This is a genomic window from Shewanella sp. 3_MG-2023 (assembly GCF_030548765.1).
GTDB lineage: Bacteria > Pseudomonadota > Gammaproteobacteria > Enterobacterales > Shewanellaceae > Shewanella.
On record NZ_JAUOSH010000003.1, the window covers coordinates 1 to 25,308 of the forward strand.

The following is a 25,308-nucleotide window of genomic DNA, read 5'->3' on the forward strand; positions in this document are numbered from 1 at the left end:
TGGCGGAGCGGACGGGACTCGAACCCGCGACCCCCGGCGTGACAGGCCGGTATTCTAACCAACTGAACTACCGCTCCACTTAAGTTGCACGAATAATAAGGTCGTCGTCAAAAACCGTCAACAGTTTTTTTTAAGTTTTTATCCGTTTAGCTAAAAAACATACAATAGCGATTAAGTTATAAACTTTTTGACTAAAAAGAGATCAATTTAATCTAAGCTAATATAATTAGCAGCAAACAATTATTTTTCATCTGGCATGGTTAAATCAAAATCATCAATAGCAGCAGTGATATCACCTTTTTTCGCAGCTTCTTGTTCAAGTCTTAATTTGGTTGTTGCCAGTGCTTTATTTAACGCAAGTTTCTTACGCCAAAAAATTAACCCTACCCCTCCTATGATTAACAGTAGGCCATTAATCGATGCAATCCACACGATAGCCTTATCTTTTGCAGCTTGCTCTTCTTGCGCTGCTAGCTGCGCAGCTCTTGCAGCTAACTCTTCAGCGCTGGGGGGAGGTTGAGGCGGTTCAATTAAATTAAAAAACAATTCCGGTAAATCCAGTATTAACTCACGCCCTGCAATACTGGTTGAGGCAACACTGCCATTGATTCTATAACTGCCAAAATCGGTCACTTGCGGTATCGCGACTAAAGCTGGTGTTTCAGTGAGCTCATTAACAACAATCGGTAACTTAAGCCCTGCAGGGCCAACGATATCGAATTGAATATGGGTTTGCTCAAGTTTGAGTATTTCGTCATCAACATTTATTTGAATCTGCCAAACACCGGTTAATTTATCCGCGGGTTCAATTACTTCAACTTGAATGGGAGTTTCTGATAAATAGATTGGGTAGCTAATTTCACGCTCAAATACATTATTTCGCGCGACAACACTTAAGGTGTAGCTTCCCCAAGGTTGATTTAGATTATGTTTGCCCGTAAACACCCCATCATCGGGTATCTCATCCAAACCTTCACCATTATCTCTGTAAGAACCGACTGTAACAGTGCCGGTAGTAAAGTTGGCTTCGGTATTTTTATGATGGCTGGTAAATTTAACCGTCCATTCGAACATGTAATCAAGCCCTGGCAGACGAACCGTTAAGCCGTCACCAAGTAACTTAGCAGTGACTTTTAAACGTTCACCTTGAAATAGAGGCTGGGGGATATGCTCAACGTCAATTTCAAGTTGCGATACTTTTTGGATAGTGGAATTAGGCGCTAAACTGCCGATTAATTGCCAAGGACCGGGCATCGGATTGTTGATTTTAATCATATCGCCAGTTAAGCCATCGGCCCAATTGACATTATCAGGGTGCCTTTCGGAATACCATTTGGAACCGTCAGGCAACACGATTATCACTGGAGCGGAGCCATAAGTTCTTTGCACCAATAAGGTCACTTCATCGACCATATGATCAATACGAAATCTATTCTGTAACTCACTTGCTTGGGTATAAGGCACCGCTGTTGCCAATTGTGGCGTAACGGTAGCAACTAAGATAAAAATAACCGCCAGACAGTATGATTTCATTAAGCTCACTTTTATGCTTCACCTCTCCAGAGGCATTTGCCTGATTTTTTGACTAAATCAAGTCTTTCATCGTGTGATATTAATTCATCGGCCGTTGCTTGGATCACTTTAAGATTAAACTCATTTTGATCAATTAATTGTATGCCACCACCTTCTTGACCCACTTTTTCATTTGATAAATTAAAGCCAATTTGTCCACCGGTCATCACTAAGTAAACATCAGCAAGGATTTCAGCATCCAATAGTGCGCCGTGATAGGTACGTCTAGAGGTATCGATACCGTAACGTTTACTGAGTGCATCTAGATTATTTTTTTGACCAGGATGCAGGTATTTTGCAATGTCTAGCGAATCGAGTATGTCACAGATATCTGCTGACTTGGGGCCTTGGGGCCTAAGCTGACTAAATTCATGATCCATAAAGCTGATATCAAACGGTGCGTTATGTGCGACAATTTCAGCACCGGCGATAAAGTCGATAAACTCTTGTGCGATTTGATGAAACCGCGGTTCTTTAGCAACTCGTTCATCAGTAATACCATGTACTTCAATGGCTTCTGGATCAATTAACTGACCTGGATTGATATATTGATGATAAGTACGACCGGTTAGTTTACGGTCAATCACTTCAACACAACCAATTTCGATAATTCTATGGCCAATATAAACGGGGCCACCAGCCTGATTCATACCGGTTGTTTCAGTATCTAAAATGATTTGGCGACTGGCGCCTGAAATAATATTCATAGGTAACTCAATTAATTGATAATAATTTAGGTATAATTGCCGAAATGTTTATTGCTGTGTATATGGTAACAATTTGATGTCAGAACTAAAACTTATCAATATCTTTACTGATGGCTCATGTCTGGGTAACCCTGGTCCCGGCGGATACGGTATTGTAATGAAATATAAGCAGCATACCAAAGAAATGTCTGATGGATTTAAGCTGACGACCAATAATCGGATGGAATTATTAGCGCCTATTGTGGCGTTAGAAGCGCTATATGAACCGTGTAAAATCATCTTAACCAGTGATAGTCAATATATGCGTCAAGGGATCACCCAATGGATCCATGGCTGGAAGAAAAAAGGTTGGATAACTTCAACTAAAACCCCAGTTAAAAATGTCGATTTATGGAAAAGGTTAGATAAAGCCAGTCAACTGCATCAAATTGATTGGCGCTGGGTTAAGGGACATGCTGGGCATATTGAAAATGAACGCTGTGATGATTTAGCCAGGCAAGCCGCCGAAGCTAAACCTCAGCAAGCTGATGTTAATTATCTGCCTGAAGCCAAAGCCTAAAACCCAAATCTGTTGTATAGCCAATATATTATTGGCTATACGCTTTAGCTTATTTTGAGAGCAATTTAGTATGTTTACTGTGCCCTGCTCTGCCTGCTGTCGGCGCTGTCGCCCATTGACGAGTACGCGCTTTTCGCTTTTCCCTGATGGGCGTTAATGGCGACTCCATTTTTCTGGCCACAATCAAATACACACTGCCAACGCCTGGTAACCACTTTTCTAATCTATTTTGCCACCAGCGGCCTTGGTTCATTTGTCCAAACAAAGGGTGATAAATAAAACGTTCATCCTGCAGGATTTGATAACCTAATAAACCTAACCAATCTTTTACCCTCGCTGGCATAAAAAACTGACCACACCAAGGTAATTGAGTTTGATATTTAGGTAGAAGCTTACCCATAAAGGCGGTACTGACAGGGTTAAAACCACAAACAAAAATATAGCCGCCGGAAATCATTACTCGGTCAACTTCCCGTAATAAACGATATGGGTCATGTTCAAATTCCATTAAAAAACTCATCAGCACGGCATCCATGGTGCTTGTTTGCAGGGGCAAATGATGGGGATCGGCTTGAATTGATGCGCCTTGGGCATCATGAATAGAAAAATGCCGCGCAATATTGCAATGTAAACTAGACACTTGAGCGCTAAGCGCACCTAGCTTTAATAAATGGTAACCAAAAATCCTCGGCCACCAATCAGTTAACTTTTGTTCTAGGGCCAATTGAATCTCATCACCACAGGGTAACTCTTGCCATAATTGTGGTTTTTGATTTATCGACATTAACCTGATACTCCCTTAATTTCAAAAGCCCTAGGTTGAGTATAACGACTTATGGCTCTTTGTCGTTAGCATTTTACCCATAGTTGATATCATTTAAAAAAGGGACGAATAAAGTGTTAAATTTATTGTTAATTAGCGCGTTTACATAACCTTATTTAGTCACTTCAACCAGTTGTTTACTTTAAATGTAACAGTATACAAGCCTAGTTCAGCCCAAGCATATTCACTCTATTGGCCTTTTACATATAATCCGTTAACCTAGCGGTAAGATTTCACTTATGGATTTAATCATGCTTTCAGTCATCGGTATTTCAGCGTTTAATGACAACTACATTTGGCTTATACATCAAAAAAATAGCAATCAAGCCTATGTTGTTGACCCTGGCTGTGGCCAAAGTGTGCTCGATTACCTCAAGGGCTCCCCATTAGAGCTGGCGGGGATATTAATCACTCACCATCATGCAGATCACACTGGTGGCATTGCGCAATTACAACAGGCTTTTAATAATAAGCTCGAGGTTTATGGACCTGAAAGTGAAAATATTAGCGGTATTACGCATCCAATAAAAGGCGAGCCATTACTCAAACTCAAGGAGCTTGATACAAAGCTTAAAGTCATTAGTGTGCCGGGCCATACGTTAGGTCATATAGCTTACTTTTATCAACAGCCAGATAGTGTAAACTGTGAAGCGTTATTTTGCGGAGACACCCTATTTAGCGGCGGTTGTGGAAGATTGTTTGAAGGCACAGCCGAACAAATGGCAAACTCGTTAGCAAAACTCGCTGACTTGCCACCTCACACCCAAGTTTACTGCGCCCATGAATATACCGCGGCTAATCTTAAATTTGCGTTACAAGCAGAACCTAACAATAAAGCGTTGCAGCAATACAGTCAGTCAGTTACTTTATCTCGTAATAACAATATGGCTACAATTCCAACTACAATCGCAACAGAATTAGCCATAAATCCATTTTTAAGAAGTAACAGTAAAGAAATAAAACAAGTCATCGCTGCTAAGTTTCAAGTTGAAAAACCAACAGCACTACAGACGTTTACTTTACTCAGAGAGTGGAAAAATAACTTTTAAGCTATTGAGCGCGGCGTCACTTGCTAAGTTAGCAAAGACATTAAAGCCATTTTACACTACAATGCCGCCTCAATTTTGACCAAACACATTTGGTAGACGCCTTTGATCTGCCAGCTTTGCAAGATTTAGGATTTTTTTTAGATGCATAAACCTTTATACCTTTTTGTTGGAAGCTTGGCATTTCTAACCGCATGCCAAACTGCCACTCCAACAAAAGTCGAGCCTTCACCGATTGTCGTTCCTCAGCCAATTAAGCCTGAAAAAGTTGTAGACGAAGTTGCAGCACCGGTTGAAATCACCGATGTTTGGCAACGGATCCGTTTGCAACTTACCATGCCAATTGATGATGTAAAACTGGTGAATAAATATCGAGACTGGTATTTAGCGAACCCAAGACATTTAGAAATTGTCTCTCAACGTGCAGAGCCGTATTTACATTATATTGTCGAAGAATTAGAAAAACGTAATCTGCCGATTGAACTAGCATTATTACCTATTGTTGAAAGCTCGTTTGACCCTTCAGCTTACTCTGCGAGTGCCGCTTCAGGTTTATGGCAATTAACTACGCCTATTTCTAATTACTTTGGTGTTAAAAGTGACTGGTGGTATGACGGCAGACGTGATGTTCCCGCATCCACCACTGCAGCACTGGACTTCTTAGAGTACTTATACGATAGGACCGGACAAAACTGGTTATATGCCATTGCGGCCTATAATACGGGTGAAGGCCGAGTAAATAATGCTGTTCGCCGTAATAAAGCCGCAGGTAAAAGCACTGAATTTTGGGCGCTATCATTACCCAGAGAAACTCAACGCTACGTACCGCAACTGATTGCATTATCAGATGTGGTTAAAAATGCTGACAAATATGGCATCAAACTAACTCCAATCAGTAATGAACCGCATATTGCTGTGGTTGATACCCAAAGCCAGATTGACCTTAAACTTGCGGCAGATTTAGCCAATATGCCAGTTAAAGAATTAAAAGCATTAAACCCAGGTTTAGATCGCTGGGCAACATCACCTGATGGCCCTAATACATTGGTGGTGCCATTTGATAAAGCGGCGCAGTTTGAACAAAAACTTGCAAACCTTGATCCTAAATCAAAATTGAACTGGCATAGATACCAAATTAAATCTGGCGATACCGTAAGCCATATTGCCAAGCGTTTTGATACTTCGGCTTCTTTTATTCGTTCAAGTAATGGCCTGAAAAATAATAATATTAGAGCCGGAAAGTACCTTATTATTCCAGTTCCTGCTGAAGGCGCAAACCTCACAACTGAACAGTTATTAGCACAAGCAAAACCAAGCTCAGTTAAGACTAAAACTTACACGGTTAAATCAGGCGATTCATTATGGGTCATTGCCAGAAAAAATGATGTCAGTGTTGATGATTTAATTCGCTGGAATCGTCTGCCTAAAAACGGCACTTTAAGCATTGGTAAACAATTAAAGATTGGCGCAGTATCAAGTAGCAAAAACAATGCAGAAAGAACCGTTAATTACAAAGTTCGCTCTGGGGATTCATTGGCTAGAATTGCCAGTAAATTCAACGTTTCAGTCAATGATTTGATCGAGTGGAATAGACTTCAAAACAGTAAGTATATTCAGCCAGGACAGATGTTAAGATTGATTGTGGATGTCACCAAGGTCAATGCGTAGTGAGTCTATAAGCTAACTTCTTAGCAATTTCGCAGTAAGTATTTCGCGACTTAAAACAAAAAACGGCAAGGTGATCCTTGCCGTTTTTTATTATATAGCGATTTTTAAACTTGATGTAATCAACTCATCTATACCAAGTTTAAAGCAGTACAACATCCAAAGTCTTGGTTAACATGATCCCTTGGATATTTTTACTTATGATAAAAATAGCCGCTGACTAAGCCCAAGTGGGCTTAATCACATCATTAAAAACCTAATTTCTTAAATAACTTACCTTTGAGTTTATCGGTTTCATCTTTAAGTTTAGAATCTAATAAAGCACTGGTATCGATACCAAATTTAGGATCTTTCATGCTGCCGGTTATGGTAAGCGGAATGTCCACGCCAGCTAAGGCATCTTCACCACCCTGACCCGCTAATGAGCCCACCACTGACGTCGTTAGCTTATAGTCCACAGTTTCATTATCAATATTGGCACTGCCATTACCGCTAAGGCGAATGAGTGGCGACGCCATAGCTAAGTCTGGGTTTGTCGCAACAGCATTTTTCAAACTAAAACTACCGGTTAAACTAGTAAAATCAGTTTTAAGTTCTTCAGTATTTTTTGCAGATAAATCCCCTTTTAACTTATCTTGAGCACTACGGATCATTTGCGGGATATTCACTCCGTATAACGAGCCATCGGCAATTTCGAAATTACCCTGTGCCAGCAGGTTTTTCTTTAAGTTATCTGGAATTAAACTTTTACCAGAACCAGAAATTTTAAAATTTGCCGCACCTGAGATTAAATCAATATCCGCCGCATCTTTTAACAGTGGTCTAAATTGCACACCTGTTAATGTTTCATCGAAGCGGTAACTAGGTACTTTCTGACGACCATCGAGCTGTGCTGTGGCTTTAATACTACCTTCATATAAATTCGCAGAAAACTGAGTTAAATCGGCAACGCCATCTTTGACCTTGGCTTTCATTACCCAGTTTTGAGTGAGTAGGTTTGCGACCTTGATTGATTTAACCGTCATGCCTAAGGTTAAATCAATGGTTTTTAATGCGGACAAATCAGGCTCTACAGCTGGCTTGCTCGCTGCAACTTGTTCAGTGTCTTCTGCTTTAGCTTCGGTCTCTGATGGCGGCAGTAATTTATCAACATCGATATCACCGACATCTAATTGCAGGTTAATTTTAGGGATTGTGGCGCCGTAATTGACTGAAACATCGCCAGTGGCGCTTATGTCCATCGCTGACAATTGTTTTATAGCAACATCTAATTTTTTAGCATCTAAAGCCACATTAATATCAGTAATCAGCTGGCTGCTAACACTTTTATTAGGGATAGCCTCACCGGTCACATCAGTATTAATGGTTAAATCAGCCATAATAACCTGAGTCAAATCTTCACTAATGGTCAATTGACCATTACCAGAACTTGCCAGCATCATATCAGGCATTTGTGCAGTAAATTCATAAGCAAAGTCTGCAGCGTTTCCTAATGAAAACTCACCAAGGGTTAAACTATTTAAACTAAATATTTGTTTGGTTTCTGCCGCTTCATCAATTACGTTGATGGTGGTATTGGTAATAGACACGCCGCCGATTTGTAAACTTTGCAATTTGAGTGTATTAGCTGATGATGCTGGTTCTGACGCGGTTGTGGTTTCAGGTGATGCAGCACCGCCCAAACCATCAAAGCTGGTTGAACCGTCTTTTTTAGTGACGATATTCATAGTCAAACCATCAAGGGATAATTGTGCAATTTCCACTTGTTGGCTTAAAAGCGGCATTAATGCCACACTGGCGACCGCTTGGTTTACTTCAACTAATGTACTTGGAGAAAAGTTCTCAGGGTTGGATAGTGAAATGCCACCGAGGTTAATCCCAAGTGTCGGGAAAAAGCTCCAACTTAAGTCTTGGCTAATGACAAAATCACGGCCAGTTTGCTTTTTAACGGCATCCACAATTTGTGGTTTAAAACTATTTGGATCAAAAAATACCGTTAAATAAATAACCAGCAATAAGATTACGCTAGCGACTATAGCTAATAGCCATTTAAGTGCCTTCATGTTTGCATCCTTGTAAGCAAATTGATTTTTAATGTAAAAATAAATTAATTCATCTAAGTTTAGCTTAATACTGCTAAATCTAAAGGTTTTTCAGTAACGGCTATGCCATTTTCATCGGCATAGATCATCATGGCAGGTTTTACTGAGACACCGGCAATCTCGATATTTATATTCACAAGGCCAACATCTTTTTTTTCTGTTTTAATGGGATTAGCACTTAGCGCCTGCACACCAATACCAATGGTCGACAATGTGCCCACATCTCTTACCGCACCAAAAATGATGATACCTTCCCATTCATTATTGGCCGCCGACTCCGCAATCATGTCACCTAGCAAAGCACGCCGACACACGCCGCCGCCATCGACCACTAACACTTTACCTTTACCAGCGGTTGCTAACGTTGACTTCACTTTAGAGTTATCTTCAAAACACTTAACCGTAACCACTTCACCATAAAATATCCGTTTGGCGCCGTAACTTTGCCAATTGGCGGGTATCAAGGTTAATTCAGAACCATAGTGGTCAAATAAATCAGGTAATAAATCTAGCATTTTGCACATCCTGTACTAAAGTAAATAAATTAATGTTTAATATAAACGTCATGCTCTATTGAAACAAATCATTAATCTGAATAAACTATCAATAATGCTCTGTTACTATTCATGGAAGATAGAGAGTACCCATGCTAAATAGCATTCATTTACTCATAATCCTAAGTAGTTATCCATATGACTGATATTAATTTACAAAATGTAATTAACGCCTTTGATGAATTAGATTTCGAAAATAGAACAACTAAAAGTCTTGAAAGTGCCCGCAACAAATTGCAAATGAAAACTTATCTTGACTCTCTTGATTACAGTTTACGTCGATTAAACATTTTAAATGAAGTCGTTTCAGAAATGGTTGAGCAAAAAAAATCAGCCTTAAAGAAGCAAGAGCAAGTTCAAACCTACAAATCTAAAGTCATACAACTGTCTAGAGAATATCGTATTTCTTACCAAGAAGTACTTGAAATCATGATTTCAATCAAACAAAAATAAATAGTCTAGAACCCAAATTAAATAGTAAAATCTTCATACTAAAAGACTCAAGTTCAACACAAATTGATACTCTAACTATTTTTATTGGCTGATTTAATTGTCCAATCTTATAATCGCATTACTTTATATCTTTTTAGGTTTACTTGGGGGTAAGCCTAAATTGTTTATAATCCGGCTATGTAAATAATTTATATTTTAAATCTACCCAAAACTAGCTTGCATAACCAAACCTACAAAAACCTTATCGCTATTCGAAGGTATATGTTCATTTTGATTTTTACTTTTCAAACAAAACCTCTTCACTGCGGGTTAAGTTGGTACTTGGCTTAGCAAGAACTGCCCTTTCCCCTCTGTGGTTGCTACTATTTGAATGATGCTTGATAAATATCGCCAATGAATCCTTTAATGTCATTTGGGATATCGTCCACTTGGTCTGCCTATCACGGTGCCACAATGGGTTGAAAAATAGCAATTTGAATTGAGAAAAGCCCCTTTAATTTTGAATTTCAAATGTATTAAAACCGTTTTAGCTAAACTGGATACACTCTATTTCTGCCGTGACCTTTTGCTAAATAAAGATGGGTATCTGCTTGTTTATATAATGCCTCAATTGTAGTGATTTCTTGGGTCATTTCAGCGACACCGATACTGACGCTTGTATCAATCAAAATGGTATTATAAAGGAAATCTTTACTCTCAATGATAATTCGTATTTTCTCAGCAATACGCTTGGCATCATTCATTGATGTATTGTTGAGTAAAATAGCGAATTCCTCACCTCCAATTCGTGCGAAAATGTCGCTTTCTCGCATGCTGCTTTCTAGGGTTCTAGCCAGTTCGATTAAAACAAAATCACCTGCTTGATGGCCATAATTATCGTTCACTTTTTTAAAGTGATCGATATCAATCATTAACAGTGAAACGCTAGTTTGTTGTCTTGAAGCAATCGCCATTATCTTTTTGGCCATTTCAAAAAAATAACGCCGATTATATATGTTAGTTAGGTTATCCATGATGGATAACCTACGAAATTCTTCGGCACTTTTTTCTACATCCTCGTGGGCTTTTATGCTAGATATTCGACTATCTAACATTGATTTTGACAATAAAATGGTTGCAGGAATATAGCTAACAATAAACGCCAATAAAGCAAAATGTTGGTATTCACCAAAATAAAGCATGATAGCAATCTGCGGCGTTATCATTAAAATGAAAAACACCAAATAGGCTTTAAAGAAAGACGACATCGATAATGTTGCGGCTGTGACAATTCCGATAATTAGAATAAAACCGACAAACTCAAACGGTTGACGAGCATAAATTATTAACATCACCGATGATGCCGTCCACATAAAGGCTTGAAATACATTAAGCGCGATAAAAATGACTTCATCATTAGCGAGTCTTTTTCCATCTTCTTTTTCTAAATGCTTTTCAAACATTTTTGCATTATAAACTCGGCATATTGCTAAGAGAATTTGTAAACAAAACCAAGTCATCAAAATATTAAACGGAATGAAGATGTTAAATACTAAGGCGTAAGTAATAGAGACAATCAACATCGCAACCATGGCTCTGGGTGTTTGCTCGGCGACATTTTGTAAAAGTTTTGCAGGAACGTTAGACATACATATCCTAATTCAGCACAATTTGACCCTAGTAAACAACTCATTAATCGATTTTAATAGCTTGAGATAAACGAATATTTTAAGAGACTGCATACTTATTTTAACTTTCTTAAAAACTATCAAATACAGTTAATTAGATCGTTATAATAAATATAGGAAGCATCGCCTGAACTGTCTAGCTGACCAGTGCACTTTATTGGAAATCATTAAATAATCATGTGCTAGACGTTATTTAGCGCACAATTGAGACCTTGATTGAACAACTCATCAGCTAGAGAAAATGCCTACCTTATGTCAGAAATCCCCTTTGATTTACTCTGGAAGGCAAAGTCAACATCTTTAAATAAGATGCAAAAGCTGCATTTATTTCACGGACAGCCTTAAGTGGTTCTAATAAGAAGACAGTCAGTCTCAGATGGCGGACGTATTAGACCTTGTTGAAAATAAACTTATTGCATTGTTATCACCTGTGCGTGCTATTTTATCGAATAAGTAAATAATACCTGTTGTTAACTCCACTAAAAACGCTACATTGATTATCGTATTCTCAAATTTGGATTGACAATATGCTTATACAAGACCTGCACATCATTCTCAAAGTAGCTGAATTTCGAAGTATTACTGCGGCTGCAAACAGCCTTGATATACGCATGGCAACCGCTAGTGCAGCGGTTAAGCGTGTTGAAGCGGCATTAGGGGTTGAGCTATTTGTGCGCACCACGCGTCATCTTAGGCTTTCCCCTGCTGGTGAGCGCTATTTACCTCAATGTGAACAAGCTGTGCAACTGTTAGACAATGCCCAGCAACATGCTCAGCAAGATTTAGATGTACTAAAAGGTGAAATAAGAATTGCGCTATCTTCTGATCTAGGCCGTAATGTGGTTACCCCGTGGTTGGATGATTTTTTGCTGCTTTATCCCGACGTGGCTTTACGCAGTAATATCACTGACAGTAATATTGATTTTTATCGTGACTCTGTTGATATGGCGCTGCGCTATGGTGAGCCAAGCGATGCCAGTATGTATGGTTTTCGAATTTGCAGTATTCCACGAGTACTGTGCGCCACACCTAGCTATTTAGACAAAAATGGCGCCCCTACAACGCCAGATGAACTCAAAAATCACAATGGGCTGTTTTACCAGTTACAGGATATTGTTCAGAACGAGTGGCGCTTTAGTCATCAAAACCAAAGCCATAAAGTAAAGCTTAAAGGTAATCGTGCATCTAATGACGGAGATTTGGTGCGGCGTTGGTGTGTGTCGGGACACGGGTTTGCGATTAAGTCATGTCTTGATATGGCGGATGATTTGCTAACTGGTCGTGTGGTAAACGTCATGCCGGAATATAAGCCAACTGCGACAGAATTGTGGCTTGTGTGCCCCAGTCGTCAGTCTATTACTCCAACAATGCGCCTATTACGTGATTATTTTAGAGAGAAAACCCAGCAGCTATTGTCTCAACTGGTTGAGCATGGCGTGTTAAACAAACAAGATATTAAATAACATACAATCACTATTAAGCTAATTCATTAAACTGAGTTGTTGAATCTCGCTCTTTTAATTCAAAGTCTAAAACATGGCGTAAATTTGATAGGCTATCTGAAGTCACTTGATTCATTTGGCCAGAAGTCAGTAATGTGATAGCTGTTTCAGCCATCGCATTGATAGGTTGTTTCACTGTTGTGATATGTGGCCAAATCGTAGTAGCAAGCGGGGTATCATCATAACCGGCAACGCTTAAGTCTTTGGGTACATTTAAGCCTAAGGAATTGGCAACCGAAACAACTGCTGCAGCCATATCATCATTACTAGCAAATATCGCGCTTGGTCTATTTTCTCTATCTAATAGAGCCTTAGCAGCTCCTAATGCAGACTTATAGCTGAACATACCTTGCTCAATAAACTCTGGCGGAATGTTTAACTGTTTAGATCGCATTGCATCTAAAAATCCTTGATAACGAAGACGACTGGCACCAACGTCTGGGTGCCCTATAATAAAGCCAATGTCTTTATGGCCTTTATTGACTAACAAATTGGTCATATCATAAGCCGCTTGATAATCGTCCATACAAACAAAAGCAGATAAGGTTAACTCCACATCTGGTGATACTCGTACAAAAGGAATATTTAATACAGTAAGCTCTTTGAGAATCTCAATATTGTTACAAAAAGGCGGTAATAGAATAACGCCATCAACTCGTGTTTCTTCAACTAAATCACGTGTGATTTTTAACTTTTCTTCTTGGGTGCCTTCACACTCATCTACCACTAAATGATAACCTTGCTGGCGGCAACTTTTTAAAGCCGACATCATGAACTGACTAACATAACCACCTTCACTTGGGTTTTCGTAAAGTAAGCCAATTAAATAAGATTTAGAACTCGCTAAACGCCTAGCTGAAATATTGGGGCGATAGTTTAGTTGATCTGCCGCTTGCTGGACTTTCGCTCGTGTTTTGTCACTGACTTTTTCGTCCTTGTTTAACACCCTAGAAACGGTCATTTTCGACACACCAGCCATTAAAGCAACATCTTGAATAGTGATTTTAGTGCTTGATTTACTCTTATTAATTGGACTCATTAGGAAACTCATTTAAAAATAAGATAAATGTTACAAAGTTCGTAGTAACAATAATACCCTCAGAATAACAGATAAATTACTGATACTATAATCACTTATTCATATTCATGCGTATTGTGGCAAAATCTATAATTATCACATTAAAACAGTCAATAAGGATCATCGAACCATCGTTATTAGCGACTAAAGCTGGTTATTACTCACACAATAAATTTATCGTGTTATCGATAACCTACATTTGATAATAATGTCTATAAATTATTACTATAAGCTTTTTAGCATCCAAACATCACAGCCACCGTGAATGGTACCAACAAGGGGCTTATCTAAATGTTGAAAGCCCATCTTTTCATAGAGTGTAATTGCCGCTGTCATTGAATTTAACGTATCGAGATAACATTGTTCAAAACCGTTTGCTTTTGCAAATGTAAGACATTGCTCAGTTAAGCGCTTACCTAAACCAAGCCCTCTCGTTTCAGGTAATAGAAATAATTTTCTTAACTCACAAATCTTGTTATCACCGTTGAACTTTGCAATACCTGCACCGCCTACCACTTGATTATCAATGCATGCTACTAAATAAATACTCTTATTTTTTGAGCAATAAAACCGGCTCATTTGTAGTACTTCGGGATCAGAAGGGCCAAACCCCTCGCCTATGGCACCAAATTCTTTACCTACTGATTTAATGATGGCTGCGACTTGTTGATCTTGCTGTGAAATTATTGGTTCAATTACAATTTTCATAAACTTTTTATGTTACTTAACAGGCCGGTATTTAAACTAGATTATCAAATAAATCCGCAATAAAAGACATTACATTTGTTCAGGCGTAAATCTTTGCTCTAATTGCCTCTATATGCTTCTGAAATATATGTGAATTTTCTAATGTTATGGTAGGTTAACAGAGTTTCCCCTCAAATATGGCCGCAGCAACGGCCTTCTATTTCATGATTGAAGCCTATTGTTTTTCGTTTATCGTTTATCGTCGAACTGTGCCATTTTTTCATCAGGCTGATATAGGTAATGCAACATGCGAAGTGCAATAAGCATGAGAGAGATTGTTTGTCAGTCTATTAGATAAACCGCTGAAGCTGAGCATGTATCGCCACAGTCAATCGCGTTATTACATAATAATATAGGTGGGTGTTCTATAAGCAGGATAACTGACATGGACTTTCTGATTAATCTATTTCTTGATTAGAAAGAAATACACAACATGAGACAGGTAAATTAAACACGAACTAACAAATATTGCTTAGGCAGCAACGGCATGCCTAGATTTCTTTAGGGGATTTAAGCGATTGTGCATAACTTTAATGGTATCAAATTGCTGTAATACTTTAGATTCTGTTAAAGGGCACTCACTTGATAACACCATCACTAACGCTGCCTGCAAGCTGTTTTCAACCACTAGAACTAAAACAGAGGTTCCATTGGCATTTAACGAAAATAACTTACCTACTTCGCAATAAACACATTCTTGACTGATTTCAAAAAACCAAGATTTTGGCATTTGTGGTTTGATCATAAAATGCGCTGCGGTGGCATTCAGCGCTGTTTGTACGACTGCAGCATCGGACATTTTTAACGCTTTAGGCAGACTTTCAAGTAGGTTTATATAGAATTTAGCATGATCCACACTAAATTCTGACGTCATTAATGCATCAGGGATAAGAGATTTGGTTTTATATGGGGTTAAGAACTCCATTTCGGAACCTAATGAAATACTTAATTGCTTAAAAGTTTCATTATATTCCCACTGCCAGTCCTTATTTGGCATTAATAACATTTTTAAATACCTACTTTAACAATACAATCTGATAATAGTTTATATTTCAGACAATATCAAAATATTATTTAAAAACTTTGATATATTTATCATTAAGTTATAACGATCGTAAGATCGTGATTGCGATCGCTATAACTTGATTAGATCTGATTTATTGGATCAAAAGACTAATTTTTAGATCAACTTATATTATTTAGCTTTATAAGCATTAACAATATCGTTTATTAAACCCGGACCTTGATAAATAAAGCCAGTGTATATCTGTACCAATTCTGAACCTACATCAAATTTAGCTAAGGCATCTTCGGCACTATTTATTCCACCGACGCCAATAATCGGGATCTCACCGTTCAAATATCCCGCTAATTGTCTGATCACTTGAGTAGAAAGATCCGTCAACGGCTTACCACTTAAGCCACCCGCTTCGTTAGCATTGTCTAAGCCAACAACCGCATCACGGGTTAAAGTGGTATTTGTCGCAATCGCTCCATCAAATTTACTTTTTAATAGCGATTCAGCAATCTTTTCAATTTCTTCAGAGGTTAAATCCGGGGCAATTTTTAGTGCTATTGGTACATACTTATTGTACTTTTTAGCGAGTTCTGTTTGTTTTTCTTTTAATGAAGATAGTAAATCGTCTAATAACTCACCATATTGCAGCGTACGTAGACCTGGAGTATTAGGTGATGAGATATTTACCGCGATATAATCCGAATATTGGTAGACTTTTTCCATGCAGATTAAATAATCATTCTTACCTTCATCTACTGGGGTATCTTTATTTTTACCAATATTTACACCAACAATAATATCGGATTTCTTCGCCATTAAATTTCTGACTAAATTATCTACACCTTTATTGTTAAAACCCATTCTATTAATGATTGCTTTTGCAGGTTTTAAGCGAAATAAACGCGGTTGTTCATTACCCGGTTGTGGACGAGGCGTTACCGTACCGACTTCAATATGACCAAATCCCATCGCATGAAATGCATCAATTGATTCGCCATCTTTATCCAATCCAGCCGCCAAGCCAACTGGATTTTTAAAATTAATGCCCATACAAGTCACAGGCGCTGAGGCAACTTTTTGACTGTAAAATAGGTTTAAAGGGTTGTTTCCAGTATTTTTTAAACTTCCGATAGCGATATTATGCGCGATCTCTGGATCCATCTGAAACATTACTTTTTGTGCAACTTTATAAAAAAACATGCTTTCTCCTAAACCTAAAAAAAGCCCCGGCTATCGCCAGGGCTCGTTCACTTATTATAAATAATTATCTCGGTCCTTCGCAATGAAGGATCAATAAATTAAGTTCTCGCAGTGCCACTGAGAATTTTGCAAAATCATGGCTTTGAGACACCTTAAATTCAGTCAGTAGGTTAAACCAGCGTTCTAACAACTTTTGATTATTATCAATCCACTGGTTAATAATCACATCTGCATCGCAAGAGTCTGTACAGGCTCGAAGGACTGTAGAGCTTAATGAGCGCTGTTGCCAATCTAACTCTTCTCTGAAGGCTGCGCGGGCTAATCCTTGCCAATGATTGGACACTGGTTGAATACTAATCTGTTCTAAGAACCAATGTAATTCAACTTTTGCACCTAATCTGAAATACGTTTCAGCAACCAGTTTTACTGATTTGTCCTCAAGTTGGGCAATTTGAGCAATATCTAATGCTGAGAATAAGGTACTCATTTTAGCGATAACATGCGCTAAAGACTCTGGTACTTGCTGTTCCTGGAGTAATTTAATTTCAGTTGAAATAGCCATAACTTCTGCAGAAATCATATATTGATCAACATTCGCTTTTAATTCATCAAACACAGGTTTGAAGAATGCTACAGTTTGCTCAATATTTTCACCTTTCTTGCGGTGACGAATTAACCAGCGACAAGCTCTGCGCATGTTACGACGTAATTGGTGCAACATTTCACTTTGAACGTCAGCAGACACAATTCCATTAAGCTTAGTAATTGACTGTGTTAGTTCAGTTAAGCTAAATATTTCTCGAGCCATAGTGTAGCAAATTGCCGCTTCAGCAACTGAGGCACCGGTCTCATCTTGCATACGCTGTACAAAGTTAAAGCCCATATCATTAACCAATTCATTGGCTAATGAAGTTGCAATAATTTCACCGCGCAAAGGATGCGAAATCATCTTATCTGCATATTTATCTTTCAATTGCTGCGGGAAATAGTTCGTTAGCAATTTACTTAAAAAACTATCTTCAGTGATTTCAGCGGTGACCAATTGCTCTTTTAGGACCATTTTGCCATAAGCAACCAATACTGATAGCTCTGGACGAGTCAGTGCACGGTTATTTGCTAAGCGATCGGCTAACTCATCATCTGTTGGTAAAAATTCTAGGGCGCGATCTAATTTGCCATCTTTTTCAAGATATTGAATGTATCGGATATGCTCTTTTAACTGAGCAACACCATGTGCCAGAGTCACAGAAATGGTGCGGGTTTGATCGTTACAGTCTTGCAGAACAATCTCACCGACTTCATCTGTCATTGACTCTAACAGACGGTTACGCTGTTTAACCGTAAGTTCACCATCTGCAACAATAGTATTAAGTAAGATTTTGATGTTCACTTCGTTGTCTGAACAATCGACCCCACCGACATTGTCAACAAAATCAGTATTGACTCGGCCACCATTGGCTGCAAATTCAATACGACCCAATTGGGTTGCACCTAAGTTGCCACCTTCACCAATGATTTTAGCGTTGAGTTCATTACCGTTGACTCGAATAGCGTCATTAGCACGATCGCCAACTTCAGCATGAGTTTCAGTCGTCGCCTTAACGTAGGTACCAATACCGCCATTCCAAATTAAATCTACACGCATTTTTAGCAATGCTTGCATAAGTTGATTTGGCGTCATGGTGTTTTCGGTAGTATCCAGCATCAGCTTGATTTCTTTAGTCAATTTTAATGACTTAGCTGAACGTTGGAATACTACCCCGCCTTTTGACATTAGCTTGGTATTGTAATCTTCCCAACTTGAACGCGGTAAATTAAATAAACGCTCACGCTCGATATAACTGGCTTCAACATCTGGATTGGGATCGATGAAGATATGCATATGGTTAAATGCCGCCACTAACTTAGTATGACGGGATAACAACATGCCATTACCAAATACATCACCAGCCATGTCGCCAATTGCCAGACAGGTAAAGTCGGTAGTTTGACAATCGATGCCTTCTTCACGGAAGTGACGTTTGACAGACTCCCAAGCCCCTTTGGCGGTAATGCCCATTTTCTTATGGTCATAACCATTACTGCCGCCAGATGCAAATGCATCACCTAACCAAAAGTTGTATTCAATGGCGATTTCATTGGCAATATCGGAGAATGTTGCAGTGCCTTTATCGGCTGCAACCACTAAATAGGCATCATCTTCGTCATGACGAACCACATCTTTTGGCGGTACAACATTGCCTTCGATGATATTGTCACTGATGTCCAATAACCCGCGAATGAATAAGCGGTAACACGCTTGCCCTTCGTTAAAGAAGGCTTCACGGCCGCCGTCTGTAGGCAGCTGCTTACACACAAAACCGCCTTTTGCACCAACAGGAACAATCACGGTATTTTTAACTTGTTGCGCTTTGACCAAGCCTAGTACTTCAGTACGGAAATCTTCACGACGATCTGACCAACGTAAGCCACCACGAGCGACTTTACCACCACGCAAATGCACCCCTTCAAACCTTGGTGAATACACAAAGATTTCAAATTTTGGCAATGGACGCGGCATCTCAGGAATATCTTCAGGTAAAAACTTGAATGAGATATAAGGTTTAACATCAACATCGTTAATCGTTTGATAGAAGTTGGTACGCAGCGTTGCGTTAATCAAATCTAAGTAACGGCGAATAATGCGGTCATCATCAAGGCTAGAGACATCTTCTAGGCGTAAATCGATTTGCTCATAAAATTTACTGAGAGTGCGGGTTTTAAGTTTAGGGTTAAACTTACGAATAAACATTTTAACTAATAAATCAGCAATTTGCGGATAACGATTAAAGGTTTCTTCGATATATGATTGGCTAAATGTTGCATCAATTTGACGCATATATTTGGCATAAGCACGTAAAATAGATACTTCACGGCCAGTAAGGCTGGTTGCCAACACCATGCGGTTAAAGCCATCATCTTCAAGTTTCTTTTGCCATACTTGAGATAACGCATTTTGGAATCGATCTTGGCTATCTGCCAAGTTTTCAATTGCTGCGCCCTGCACCATCATTAAGAAATCAAGGATCCAATAGGTGGCACCATCTTCAGTTTTCACTTCATATGGACGCTCATTGATGACCCGTAATCCAAAGTTTTCTAACATTGGCAGTACATCAGACAGATGTATCGGTTCATCTTTATGGAACAACTTTAAACGTACTTTATTATCATTTAAGGCTGTTTCTTGCGGCTGATAAAATAGCATGCCTAGTTTATGCTCGTCATTCAACGCTTCAAGGTGCTGAATATCGACCACGGCTGAACTCGGCAATACATCTTCTTTATAGCTTGGTGAAAACGCATTGAGGTAACGTTTAACTAAGCCAGTACCCGATTGCTCACCTAATGAGTTAGTTAATGAACTCTGTAATTTATCTTCCCAAGAGCGCGCCGCTTCAATTAGGTTTTTCTCAATAGCAGCCACATCGACATCCATATTATTATTATCAACTTTCACGATGTAGTGCGTACGCGCTAAAGTCGATTCTGAGAAATAAGTGGTAAATTCAACATCTTCAGTGCTGTTAAAATGCTGCGCTAAAATACGTTGAGTGTCTTGACGTAATTTAGTGTTGTAGCGATCTTTTGAAACATACACCAAACAGGACAAAAATCGGCCAAAACCGTCTTTACGAACAAATACTTTTAATTTGTCACGGTCTTGCATATGTAATACACCACGAGCAACACTGGCTAATTCATCTTCTTTAGATTGAATTAACTCATCACGAGGTAAATTCTCAAGGGTATTCATCAACGCTTTGTAGTCATGTGAACGTGGTGCTAGACCTGAGCGCTCCATAATCCGTTCAACTTTTTCAGCTAACAGCGGTATTTCTCTGGGGCTACGGTTATAAAGATTGGACGCGTAAAGTCCTAAAAAGCGATCTTCTCCAATCACGTTACCTTTTTTATCAAAGCGTTTAATACCGATGTAATCCACATAAGCGGGCCTATGAACTCGGCTTTTAGTCGAGCTTTTAGTCAGCACTAACAGACTCTCATCTAGAGCTTCTTTTCTTGCTGATTGAGAAAGCGAAGACAGTAATAAGCCACGCTCGCCGTTTTTATTAACAGAGCGGCTCATTAATCCTAAACTTGAATCTAAATCAGGTACTAACTCAACATCACCTTCAACACGCTTTAACTCATAATAGCGGTAACCTAGTAGGGTGAAGTGATGATTATTTAGGTAGGTTAAAAAGCTAATTGCTTCTTCTTTTTCACATTTCGCGCCTGGAAAAGGCTGCTTAGGTAATAATTTTACTGTTTCTGACAATTTGTCAGACATTTTTTGCCAATCAACGACTGACGACACCACATCAGCAAAAACTGATTCAAGTTCTTTACCAATGGCTTTAATATCGGCTTCACTGCTTTGGCGATCAATTTCAATCAAAAACACCGCAACATTTTCTGTGTTTTCATCAGCATCTTTAATAAAAGACACTTCTTTAACTAATTCTTTTTCACGCACCAACGCCATTGGTGTGTGCAGCATCATATGAGCAGTAATCCCCATACGATTTAACGCCATAGCAACTGAATCAACCAAGAATGGCATATCAGGCTGTATAATTTCGATAATACTATGACTTGACTGCCAGCCATGTTTTGACTGACTTGGATTAAATACCCGAATGTGGGTATTGGTTGCAGCAGATTTGTTTAAGGCATTCCAAAGACTTAATACTGCGCCATACAAATCGCTGTCATTACGAGCGTTTAAGTCGTCTTCTGACATATGGGCGTATATACAATGGGCAAATTGCTCAACTTGTTTTGCTTGAGTATTAGGGATTTTTTTATGAATTAAATTGACTACATTTTCTAGTAGTACTGAAGGCATTGCATCTTTAAAGGCCATGTTGCAGTTTCCTTAAGCGTTTATGGCAGCGCTTTTATCATTATATTGGATGCTTCGGCTTGTTGATCCCGTCTTAAACTGAGATCTGCCGCAAAGTTTATTACTAATTTCATGCTATTTCGAGCTAAATTTTAGTGGTAGATCCTCTAAAACCCTTGTTAATTCAAGAATTATAGTCACTAATTGACCAATCAAGCGTTTAGATAGACTAACTATGCAAAAAAAAAAAGGAGCTAAGCTCCTCTTTAATTTATAAACCCTTTAACTTACTTGGGTTTGCGCCAGAAAACGGCTGATAATGCGGGCAAAATAATTATCGCTCCCAACATATTCACTAAAAACATGAATGTTAATAAAATTCCCATATCCATTTGGAATTTCAGCGCAGAAAAGAACCAAGTACTCACACCGATGGCTAAAGTAAGCCCGGTAAAAATAACCGCACTGCCTCGCTCAATTAACGCTTCAAAATAGGCTTGCTGCACCGCCATGCCATTGTTGAGTTTACCTGCCATAGTCGAGAGAATATAAATACCATAATCAACACCAATACCAACACCTAATGCAATCACCGGTAAAGTGCTCACCGCAAGGCCGATATCAAGCCAAGTCATTAATGCTTGTGCTAATGTCGACACCACATATAACGGCACAATCACTGCTACCGTCGCTTTAAGTGATTTGAAGCTAATTAAACATAGGATAAATACAGCGCCATAAACATAAATCATCATAGGTAGCTGCGCTTCACTAACAGCTTCGTTAGTCGCAGCCATGACACCAACAGGGCCAGAAGCCAGTTTAAATTGTAATGTTTCGGTATTGAGCTTTTCAGCTACATCTTTGACTTTAGCAATCACCACTTCAATGGTTTCAGCCTTATGATCTTTCAAAAATAAGAAAATAGGCATCACCGAACAGTTGCCGTTTAATAAACCTGAAGTCGTTGGTACTCGTCCTACCGCTTGCACTAAACTTGCTGTGGTTCTTGGCAATATTTGCCACTTAGGGTTACCTTCGTTAAAGCCGGCATTAACCTGCTTAGCCACTGACGCTAAACTGGCTGTTGATTCAACTCCCGGGGTATTGGCCACCATCCATTCGAATTGATCGATCTCAGCTAATATGGAATGATAGGTACAGGCTTCAGGGGTTGCTTCAACAATCACCGTCATATAATCAGTGGTAATTGAATAATTATCAGTAATATAAAAAGTATCTTGGTTGTATCTTGAATCAAGATGCAATGCCGGCGCACCGCCTTGAAGGTCACCTATTTTCATATTGCTGGCTTGTTGCAAGCCAAAAGCATATAACAGTGCAGTACAAATCAGCACAATGACAGCATATTTAGGAGTGGCAAATTTAGATAAGCTACGCCAAATCCCTTCAATTTTATCTTTTTGCGCTTTATTCTCTTGAACCGGTTTGATGTTGGTGTAAGAAATAACCAGTGGCAATAAAATTAAATTGGTCAAAATAATAACAGCAACACCTAATGATGCCGATATCGCTAACTCTCTAATAATACCGATATCGATTGCAAGTAAGGTTAAAAAGCCAACGGTGTCTGATAATAATGCAATACCGCCTGGTACTAATAAACTACGAAACGCGGATGCAGCTGCAGCTTTAGTGGCTTGTCCATCACCAACACGGCGCCTAACCGCATTAATCATTTGTACCCCATGGCTTACGCCAATTGCAAACACCAAAAATGGTACAAGAATTGACATTGGATCTAAACCAAAACCTACTACTGTTAACAACCCAAGTTGCCACACCACCGCAATTAAGCTGCATACTAAAGGCAAAATCGTCAGCATTAATGACTTAGAAAATAAATAAACCATCACAGCTGTGATTGCGATAGCAATCAAGAAAAACAGCAGCACGCCCTTAGCGCCTTCAGCTACATCACCAGCCATTTTAGCAAAACCAATAATATGGATTTTGATGGTATCGGTTTCATATTTAGCGCGTAATTCATTTTCAAGTTGCTGAGCAAATTGAATCGTATTTAACGGCTTAAAAGTAACATCCTTTTCAGCGCCTTCAGATGCGGCCATTTCTTCATCTGTTTTTGCTACAAACTCCATTAACTGCGCCGTTAACATAGCTGATGAATAATCATTGGACACTAAGCGGCCAACAATACCGGCTTTTTCGATATTGTCTCTGACAGTATTTAAGCCATATTCATCATTACGAAAGTCAGCAGGAATAACCGGCCCACCAGCAAAACCATCTTCAACGACTTCGGTAAATCGAGTCGAAGGTGAATACAATGACTTAACTTGAGAGCGCTCAACCCCAGGAATGAAAAAGAGTTGATCATGTACATTTTTGAGGGTTTCAAAATACTCTGGGTTAAAAATATTGCCGCTGGTATCTTCCACTGCCACCATGATCCTATTAGCACCACCAAAATCTTTTTGATGCTTGGTATAGGTTTTCATGTATTCATGATTTAATGGAATATTCTTACTAAAAGCGGCATCCATTTTTAATTGGCTAGCTTGGTAACCTAGAAAGAAGGTAATTAATATAAATGAAAATATTACCCACATCCTGTGTCTAAAGAGGTAACTTTCAAATCCATTGACCAGTTTTTCTAACATCTTATCGGCCCTATTATTGTTGTTTTAATTTTAGTTATCATTTTGTGATGGCTATTTGTTATGGCTACTTAAGTTGGAATAAGCCTTTAGTACCTGCAAACCAAAGTTCCCCTTGATTATCACTGGCTACAGCAACAATGTTTTCACCTTGTCTGCGAGCTATGACTTTGGCCTCAAGCTTATTATTGAGCTCAATGATCATGCCAGCGTTACCAACTAAGTAAATTGAACCATCTGTATTGATATAAGCGTTATGTATCGTTGACTTAACCGGTAATTTAATTTCACTCCATTGTGAAAATTGTTTATCGGTAACAAAAACATGACCACGAAGCCCCATCAAAAAGATATTTTTATCCGTTTCAATGGCATTAAACATTGAACCGTCATAAATAAAATCATGTGCAGTAAAGGTTTTACCATTATCAATTGATGTGGCGACTAACCCCAGTTCGCCAACCATTAATAAACTATTGTCAGCTAATTGAATAACACGGTTAAAATGCGGTAGTAACGCTGCGCGTTCAGATAAATACAGTGCTTCATCTTCAGCCTTTAAATCCGCTAAATAGCCAATATCTTCTTCAAATAAAAGCTCTTCGTGGAATTCTTCTTGCCAGTTCTGACCGCCATCATCGGTGCGATAAAACAAGCCATATGCCCCTAGCGCAATGCCATTTTTATCATCAAAAAATAAAATATCTAATAACGGCTTTTCAATTTCAAATGACTGAAATTGTAAGGTCCAAGTTAAACCACCGTCTTGGGTATGAATGATGGTTGCATCATGACCCACGGCCCAGCCTTGCATCTCATCGAGGAAAAATACTTTGGTTAAGTGCGCGATAACAGGCGTAGTCACTTGTTGCCATTGTTGTTGTTTGACTAAAACATGGCCACGTTCACCAACAGCAACTAGCTTATCGCCAGCGTTAGCAATATCTAACACTAAAGATGATTGAGCAAGGGGTTGGAGTTGAACGCTGAGCGGATCAAATTGAGCATTTGCTGATGCAACACTGAAAAAACAGCTAAGGCTGATTACGGCTACATTGCGAAGTGTGCGAAACGACATACAAACTTCC

Annotated in this window: 18 protein-coding genes and 1 tRNA gene; 5 read left to right on the top strand and 14 right to left on the bottom strand. The window is 39.0% G+C overall.

Annotated features, from left to right (window positions below; genetic code table 11):
* From Q4591_RS02270 to dnaQ, 3 genes are all read right to left on the bottom strand, one after another.
* Positions 1-77: transfer RNA gene (locus Q4591_RS02270), tRNA-Asp, on the bottom strand.
* A 163-nt stretch (positions 78-240) separates the two neighbouring features.
* A complete protein-coding gene (locus Q4591_RS02275) occupies positions 241-1,533 on the bottom strand; it encodes a TIGR03503 family protein (RefSeq protein ID WP_303459172.1) in 1,293 nt (430 codons plus the stop codon).
* A gap of 11 nt (positions 1,534-1,544) precedes the next feature.
* The gene (dnaQ, locus tag Q4591_RS02280; protein ID WP_102477270.1) at positions 1,545-2,279 is read right to left on the bottom strand and encodes a DNA polymerase III subunit epsilon; all 735 of its coding nucleotides are present in this window, start codon (positions 2,277-2,279) and stop codon (positions 1,545-1,547) included.
* Between the two features lie 76 nt (positions 2,280-2,355).
* Between dnaQ and rnhA the strand changes: the two genes are divergently transcribed.
* On the top strand, positions 2,356-2,838 hold the full coding sequence (gene rnhA / locus Q4591_RS02285; protein ID WP_102437793.1) for a ribonuclease HI: 483 nt from the start codon (positions 2,356-2,358) through the stop codon (positions 2,836-2,838).
* A gap of 49 nt (positions 2,839-2,887) precedes the next feature.
* Here rnhA and Q4591_RS02290 read toward each other — a convergent pair whose 3' ends face one another.
* Complete coding sequence (locus Q4591_RS02290) at positions 2,888-3,622, bottom strand: class I SAM-dependent methyltransferase (protein ID WP_303459173.1); 735 nt, start codon at positions 3,620-3,622, stop codon at positions 2,888-2,890.
* A gap of 290 nt (positions 3,623-3,912) precedes the next feature.
* Between Q4591_RS02290 and gloB the strand changes: the two genes are divergently transcribed.
* Together gloB and Q4591_RS02300 are read left to right on the top strand one after the other, a co-directional pair.
* A complete protein-coding gene (gene gloB, locus Q4591_RS02295) occupies positions 3,913-4,710 on the top strand; it encodes a hydroxyacylglutathione hydrolase (RefSeq protein WP_102437901.1) in 798 nt (265 codons plus the stop codon).
* Between the two features lie 141 nt (positions 4,711-4,851).
* The gene (locus tag Q4591_RS02300; protein ID WP_102437797.1) at positions 4,852-6,375 is read left to right on the top strand and encodes a LysM peptidoglycan-binding domain-containing protein; all 1,524 of its coding nucleotides are present in this window, start codon (positions 4,852-4,854) and stop codon (positions 6,373-6,375) included.
* A gap of 245 nt (positions 6,376-6,620) precedes the next feature.
* On the opposite strand, the gene Q4591_RS02305 is transcribed toward Q4591_RS02300, so the two are convergent.
* Entirely contained in the window at positions 6,621-8,435 is a 1,815-nt protein-coding gene (locus Q4591_RS02305; protein WP_303459177.1) for an AsmA family protein, read from the bottom strand.
* A 59-nt stretch (positions 8,436-8,494) separates the two neighbouring features.
* Positions 8,495-8,989: a putative 4-hydroxy-4-methyl-2-oxoglutarate aldolase gene (locus tag Q4591_RS02310; protein ID WP_102437800.1), complete on the bottom strand. Its 495-nt coding sequence runs from the start codon at positions 8,987-8,989 to the stop codon at positions 8,495-8,497.
* A gap of 177 nt (positions 8,990-9,166) precedes the next feature.
* On the opposite strand from Q4591_RS02310, the gene Q4591_RS02315 reads away from it, so the two are divergent.
* Complete coding sequence (locus tag Q4591_RS02315; protein WP_102437802.1) at positions 9,167-9,481, top strand: hypothetical protein; 315 nt, start codon at positions 9,167-9,169, stop codon at positions 9,479-9,481.
* A gap of 530 nt (positions 9,482-10,011) precedes the next feature.
* Here the strand turns inward: Q4591_RS02315 and Q4591_RS02320 are convergent.
* The gene (locus Q4591_RS02320; protein ID WP_303445639.1) at positions 10,012-11,109 is read right to left on the bottom strand and encodes a GGDEF domain-containing protein; all 1,098 of its coding nucleotides are present in this window, start codon (positions 11,107-11,109) and stop codon (positions 10,012-10,014) included.
* 566 nt (positions 11,110-11,675) lie between these two features.
* Between Q4591_RS02320 and Q4591_RS02325 the strand changes: the two genes are divergently transcribed.
* The gene (locus tag Q4591_RS02325; RefSeq protein ID WP_303459180.1) at positions 11,676-12,611 is read left to right on the top strand and encodes a LysR family transcriptional regulator; all 936 of its coding nucleotides are present in this window, start codon (positions 11,676-11,678) and stop codon (positions 12,609-12,611) included.
* A 13-nt stretch (positions 12,612-12,624) separates the two neighbouring features.
* Here Q4591_RS02325 and Q4591_RS02330 read toward each other — a convergent pair whose 3' ends face one another.
* The 7 genes from Q4591_RS02330 to Q4591_RS02360 form a co-directional block, all read right to left on the bottom strand.
* On the bottom strand, positions 12,625-13,689 hold the full coding sequence (locus tag Q4591_RS02330) for a LacI family DNA-binding transcriptional regulator (protein WP_102477265.1): 1,065 nt from the start codon (positions 13,687-13,689) through the stop codon (positions 12,625-12,627).
* Positions 13,690-13,953: 264 nt separating this feature from the next.
* Entirely contained in the window at positions 13,954-14,436 is a 483-nt protein-coding gene (locus tag Q4591_RS02335; protein WP_303459183.1) for a GNAT family N-acetyltransferase, read from the bottom strand.
* A 511-nt stretch (positions 14,437-14,947) separates the two neighbouring features.
* Positions 14,948-15,481 (bottom strand): cell division protein ZapC, encoded by a 534-nt coding sequence (locus Q4591_RS02340; RefSeq protein ID WP_303459186.1) that lies wholly within the window; start codon positions 15,479-15,481, stop codon positions 14,948-14,950.
* Between the two features lie 189 nt (positions 15,482-15,670).
* Positions 15,671-16,693 (bottom strand): quinone-dependent dihydroorotate dehydrogenase, encoded by a 1,023-nt coding sequence (gene pyrD / locus Q4591_RS02345; RefSeq protein WP_102437812.1) that lies wholly within the window; start codon positions 16,691-16,693, stop codon positions 15,671-15,673.
* 64 nt (positions 16,694-16,757) lie between these two features.
* Positions 16,758-21,602 (bottom strand): NAD-glutamate dehydrogenase, encoded by a 4,845-nt coding sequence (locus tag Q4591_RS02350; RefSeq protein ID WP_303459189.1) that lies wholly within the window; start codon positions 21,600-21,602, stop codon positions 16,758-16,760.
* Between the two features lie 266 nt (positions 21,603-21,868).
* A complete protein-coding gene (locus Q4591_RS02355; RefSeq protein WP_102437815.1) occupies positions 21,869-24,223 on the bottom strand; it encodes an RND family transporter in 2,355 nt (784 codons plus the stop codon).
* Between the two features lie 64 nt (positions 24,224-24,287).
* On the bottom strand, positions 24,288-25,298 hold the full coding sequence (locus tag Q4591_RS02360; RefSeq protein WP_303459193.1) for a YCF48-related protein: 1,011 nt from the start codon (positions 25,296-25,298) through the stop codon (positions 24,288-24,290).
* Between the last annotated feature and the right edge of the window lie 10 nt (positions 25,299-25,308).

Excerpts from the sequence above, each read along its gene's own strand:
- Q4591_RS02275 (WP_303459172.1), bottom strand. The coding sequence starts at position 1,533 with ATGAAATCATACTGTCTGGCGGTTATTTTTATCTTAGTTGCTACCGTT.
- dnaQ (WP_102477270.1), bottom strand. The coding sequence starts at position 2,279 with ATGAATATTATTTCAGGCGCCAGTCGCCAAATCATTTTAGATACTGAA.
- rnhA (WP_102437793.1), top strand. The coding sequence starts at position 2,356 with ATGTCAGAACTAAAACTTATCAATATCTTTACTGATGGCTCATGTCTG.
- Q4591_RS02290 (WP_303459173.1), bottom strand. The coding sequence starts at position 3,622 with ATGTCGATAAATCAAAAACCACAATTATGGCAAGAGTTACCCTGTGGT.
- gloB (WP_102437901.1), top strand. The coding sequence starts at position 3,913 with ATGCTTTCAGTCATCGGTATTTCAGCGTTTAATGACAACTACATTTGG.
- Q4591_RS02300 (WP_102437797.1), top strand. The coding sequence starts at position 4,852 with ATGCATAAACCTTTATACCTTTTTGTTGGAAGCTTGGCATTTCTAACC.
- Q4591_RS02305 (WP_303459177.1), bottom strand. The coding sequence starts at position 8,435 with ATGAAGGCACTTAAATGGCTATTAGCTATAGTCGCTAGCGTAATCTTA.
- Q4591_RS02310 (WP_102437800.1), bottom strand. The coding sequence starts at position 8,989 with ATGCTAGATTTATTACCTGATTTATTTGACCACTATGGTTCTGAATTA.
- Q4591_RS02315 (WP_102437802.1), top strand. The coding sequence starts at position 9,167 with ATGACTGATATTAATTTACAAAATGTAATTAACGCCTTTGATGAATTA.
- Q4591_RS02320 (WP_303445639.1), bottom strand. The coding sequence starts at position 11,109 with ATGTCTAACGTTCCTGCAAAACTTTTACAAAATGTCGCCGAGCAAACA.
- Q4591_RS02325 (WP_303459180.1), top strand. The coding sequence starts at position 11,676 with ATGCTTATACAAGACCTGCACATCATTCTCAAAGTAGCTGAATTTCGA.
- Q4591_RS02330 (WP_102477265.1), bottom strand. The coding sequence starts at position 13,689 with ATGAGTCCAATTAATAAGAGTAAATCAAGCACTAAAATCACTATTCAA.
- Q4591_RS02335 (WP_303459183.1), bottom strand. The coding sequence starts at position 14,436 with ATGAAAATTGTAATTGAACCAATAATTTCACAGCAAGATCAACAAGTC.
- Q4591_RS02340 (WP_303459186.1), bottom strand. The coding sequence starts at position 15,481 with ATGTTATTAATGCCAAATAAGGACTGGCAGTGGGAATATAATGAAACT.
- pyrD (WP_102437812.1), bottom strand. The coding sequence starts at position 16,693 with ATGTTTTTTTATAAAGTTGCACAAAAAGTAATGTTTCAGATGGATCCA.
- Q4591_RS02350 (WP_303459189.1), bottom strand. The coding sequence starts at position 21,602 with ATGGCCTTTAAAGATGCAATGCCTTCAGTACTACTAGAAAATGTAGTC.
- Q4591_RS02355 (WP_102437815.1), bottom strand. The coding sequence starts at position 24,223 with ATGTTAGAAAAACTGGTCAATGGATTTGAAAGTTACCTCTTTAGACAC.
- Q4591_RS02360 (WP_303459193.1), bottom strand. The coding sequence starts at position 25,298 with ATGTCGTTTCGCACACTTCGCAATGTAGCCGTAATCAGCCTTAGCTGT.